Origin of the sequence: Dokdonella sp. (assembly GCF_036518555.1) — a bacterium.
In the GTDB taxonomy this organism is placed as follows: domain Bacteria; phylum Pseudomonadota; class Gammaproteobacteria; order Xanthomonadales; family Rhodanobacteraceae; genus Dokdonella_A.
This window is the reverse complement of record NZ_DATDMY010000203.1, coordinates 1-4,130: the sequence shown is the minus strand read 5'-3', so window position 1 is coordinate 4,130 and position 4,130 is coordinate 1. Positions and strand designations below refer to the sequence as shown.

Annotated in this window: 3 protein-coding genes; all 3 read right to left on the bottom strand. The window is 70.6% G+C overall.

Going from position 1 to position 4,130, the window contains the following annotated elements; translation table 11 throughout:
* On the bottom strand, positions 1-777 hold a 777-nt coding region (gene cysD, locus VI238_RS11420; RefSeq protein WP_331651411.1), incomplete at its 3' end, for a sulfate adenylyltransferase subunit CysD.
* Positions 774-3,215, bottom strand: a complete 2,442-nt coding sequence (locus VI238_RS11415) for a YbcC family protein (protein ID WP_414650058.1) — start codon at positions 3,213-3,215, stop codon at positions 774-776. The genes cysD and VI238_RS11415, both read right to left, overlap by 4 nt.
* 21 nt (positions 3,216-3,236) lie before the next feature.
* A partial coding sequence (locus tag VI238_RS11410) for a proton-conducting transporter membrane subunit (protein WP_331651407.1) occupies positions 3,237-4,130 on the bottom strand: 894 nt, incomplete at its 5' end.

Genomic DNA, 4,130 nt, shown 5'->3' with positions numbered 1-4,130 from the left:
CGACGGTACCGCCGCCGTCACCGGCCAGCATCCGAGCGTGCGGAAACGCACGGGTTCGATCGACGCTTGCTCGCCCGCATTCCAGCGCATGCGCGCCGGGTCGTCGACGACGATGCGCATGCCGTCGCGCATCACGACGGGGCGGTCCCTCGCGACATAGAGCGGCGCCAGGTCGATCGCGCGGCGCAGGATGTAGGTCCATATATCCTGCTCGGTCCAGTTGGAGAGCGGGAACGCGCGTATCGTCTGCCCGGCGCAGAGCCGCCAGTTGAAGTGCCGACCGAACTCGGGACGCTGCGCACGCGGGTCCCAGCCATGGCTCGCGCTGCGCACCGAGACGATCCGCTCTTTCGCGCGGCTCGCCTCTTCGTCGCGGCGGGCGCCGCCGAAGACGACGTCGTAGCCGCCCGCATCGAGTGCCCGCTTCAACGGCTCGGTGCGCATGAGCGTCGTATGGACATCGCCGTGGTCGAACGGATTGATGCCCTGGGCACGGCCGTCCTCGTTCGCACGGACGATCAACCGAAAGCCGTGCCGGCGCGCGAAGGCGTCGCGGAATGCGAGCAATTCGGCGAACTCCCAGGTCGAATCGACGTGCAGCAACGGCATCGGTGGCGGCGCGGGATGGAACGCGCGCAGCGCGAGATGCGCGAGGACCGTCGAATCCTTGCCGCCCGAGAACAGCAGCACGGGATTGCGCGCCTCGGCGACGCCTTCGCGCAGGATCCCGATCGCCTCGGACTCGAGGGCGGCGAGATCGGCGGGAAGGTCCTTCATGCGAGCGCGGGCTCCTGCGCGCTCGTCGTGTTCCGGTGCGCGTCGCGGATCGCGTCCTGCCAGCGCAGTTCGCCCGCGTAGCGCCACGCCGGGCGCCCCTCGTCGTCGAGGGCGAACAGGTGCAACCAACGCCGGTCGAACAGCACGCGAACGTCGGGGTGGCGTTCCAGAATCCTGCCGATCGCCTCGCGCGGGGCTTCGATGAGCACCGACAGCCGCAGCGGTTCGTGCACGAGCCGCTCGCCGTCGTGAATCGATTGCCACGGCAGGCCCGCGCGCAGCAGGCCGCCGTTGCCTTCGACGACGCCGACCCCGCCGACGACGTTGTGCAGGAGCTTGTTGCCCGCCCCGAACACCTCGGGTGCGACGACCGAACCGTAGTACTGCAGGCCGATCCAGCTGGCGACGACGACGGGCGCGGTCAGGATCGATTCGAGCACCGCGAAACCTTGGTCGAGGCGCCAGTCGTACTCGTTGAGGAACACGCGGCCTGCGAGATCGCGCCCCGCCGTGCGCGATCGAGGTGCCGCGACGAAGGCCTCGCAGCCGGCGAGGGCCCACTCGGGGCGCACTTCCGCCCAATCGCGTGCGCGGCGCCGGATGTCCGTTGCCCGCTCGGCGCGTGGCAGGCGCAACGCGCGTTCCGCCCGCGCGAGCGCGCCGGCCGATCGCAGCCAATGGCGTACGCGTTCGAGATCCCCGGCGTGGGTGGGCGAGGGATGATCGGCGGCGTAGACCGTGACGTCGTCGGTCGTGGTGTCGTGCAGAGCGCCGAGGAACAGCGTGTCGTCCGGAACGACGATGCCGCGCGCGGCAAGGCCGGCGCGTACGTCGCGATCGTTGAGCAGCGAGGCGAGCAGTCGCGCGTTCGCGTCGCCCGGATAGCCGCCGCAGGCGCCGCAATGAAGCGCGCTTGCATGCGGGTTGTTGACGACGTTGGCGCCGTGCCCTGCGAACAGCACGAGCCTGGCGAAGTCTCGGGTCAGCGACATCGCCTCGAGGACGCTTGCAGCCGTCGCGACGCGCCGGTCGAGATCGAGGGCCGTCGTCACGTGGGGCGGGGGGTCGACCGATACGGGTCGCTTCGAGAGCGCGAGGCCATCGCGAAGCAGCTTTGCGACGTAGACCGGTCCGGTCGCCTCGACGAATGCGAACGAGGATATGGCGGCGAGCCTGAAGCGGCCCCATGCGCGCTTCGCGCGTGCCGCGATCCGCGCCGACCGGTCCGCCATGTCCGTCGCCGTCGCCCGCATGCCCGAAGCCGTCCCGACGGCGGGGCGCAGGAGCACGGGCAGGCGCGCCTCGACCACGTCCGAGGCGAAGCGCCGATGACCGATGCCGAGTCCGAAGAATCCGGCGAAGCCCAGCGTGGCGATCGCGTCATTCTGGCGTTCGAGCGCGCGTCGGAACACTTCGGAGCGCACGTCGATGCAGAAGACCATCTGCAGCGCGGGCCGAGACGGCATCGATGGTGTCGTCGGCGCTGGCGCGAAGCGGTCCAGCAACCGCCGTTGGGCGGCGCGCTCGGCCGCGTCCTGGAGGATGGCGTCGATGCGATCGTCGGGAGTGGCTTCGACCGGCTCGGCGTAGGCCGCGGCGACCGCCTGCCAACGCCCGTCGATGGATCCGCGGTATCGATCGAGCAAGGCCGCTTCCCACGCGATGCGGATGGCGAGGAGGTCGGTCACGCAGGCGTCGCTCCCGCCATCGAGTTCGGCCTGCCACAGGCGATGACGCGCGAGCTGGGACCAGCCACCGAGACCCAGCAGCAGGCGATGGAAATAGCTTTCCAGTGCGGCCTCCGGAAGCCCCAGGCAGGCGACGCACTCGGTGAGCGCGTCCTCGGCCGTCGCGGGCGAGTCCGCCACGCGGCGCGCGAACCCCGCGAGACCGGCGATTTCGGGCGTGAGATCGTGCACCGCGACCGCGCGCCACGACGCATAGGCGCCGCGCGCGTGCGGGGCGCCCCAGAGCGCCTGCCCTCGGTCGAAATAGCCCGCCGCCCAGTGACCGAAACGTTCGTTGACGAAACCCGGCCAGTCGATCGCGGCGACGTCGCGTGCGAGGTCGGCGACCGTTCGCGCGGGCTGCGCGACGGGCGCGTCCGACCGGGCGGCGTCCACGAGCTCAGCGAGCGTCGGCGGTCGATGCGCTGCGGGCGCTGCATCGAATGCGTCGGCGAGGTCCGCTTCGTCGATTTCGCCCGAACGCAGGCGTTGCGCGTACCACGACCGCGGCATCGTCAACGAGATGCCAGCGACGCGACGCAGGCGTGCCGACGCGGTCGCAAGCGACTCGTGCGTCTGGCCGAGGAACGGGTTGACGGCGACGCTCGATGCGAGCGGCCACAGCGGTGGAATCGAGTGCGCCGCGCGATTTGCGAGGTCGAGGATCGCGTCGCGCGTCAGGCGCGGCGCCGGCGGGACGTTCATTCGCATGGGTATGCCCTTGCTTCGGTCTCATGGAGCCTTGCGCACGGACCAACCGCCGAGCGCGCGATCGATCGCGGCGTTGGCGTAGAGGCCGTTGGAAAGATGGACGCGCAGTCCCGCGGCGGCGGGATGGGAAGCCCACAGCGGCAACAGCGACTGCGCCACGGCCACGATTCCGAAGCTGAGCACGGCGAGCGCCATCAGCGTCCATTCGAGGCGACCCGGTGCGGGAGGCGAGGGCAGGGTGCCGGCCGTCAGCCATTCCGCCGCGGTCTGCAGCGCGAAATATCCGACCGCGGCGGCACTGGCGTAGACGGCGGTCCTGCGCGTCAGCAGGCGCGGCGCGGCATCCGCGAGCCCCTGCGCGATCAGGTAGGCGACGCCGAAGATCAGGATGGCGCCCAACGCGAGCGCCTGGGCCGACTTGTGTTCAAGACCGAAGGCGATGCCGAACGCGGCTCCGATCGCGGCGTAGATCGCCATCGCGTAGAGGAATGCGCGCCCGACGGCGGCGCCATCGGGAACCGCGACCGGTCCGGGCCGGCGAATGGCCTCGACCTGCTCGACCGCGTTGCCGGACGCGAGGAATGCGTGCGCCTTGTAGAGCGAGTGGGCGACGATATGGAGCAACGCGAGCGGGAACAGGGCGAGGCCGCACTGCAGGATCATGAAGCCCATCTGTGCGACCGTCGACCACGCGAGCGAGGTCTTCACGGCGGGCTGCGTGAGCATGACGAGGGCGCCGAACAGTGCCGTGAAGCCGCCCAGCATCGCCAGCACGGCGAGCACGCCCGGCGCGAGCAGCATCACGTCGGCGAAACGAACGAGCAGGAAACCGCCGGCATTGATCACGCCGGCGTGCAGCAGCGCCGATACCGGCGTCGGCGCCTCCATGACCTCGGTGAGCCAGCCATGCGTCGG

What these genes read in the sequence shown, in the direction of transcription:
- VI238_RS11415 (WP_414650058.1), bottom strand. Translation starts at nt 3,215, where the DNA reads ATGCGAATGAACGTCCCGCCGGCGCCGCGCCTGACGCGCGACGCGATC.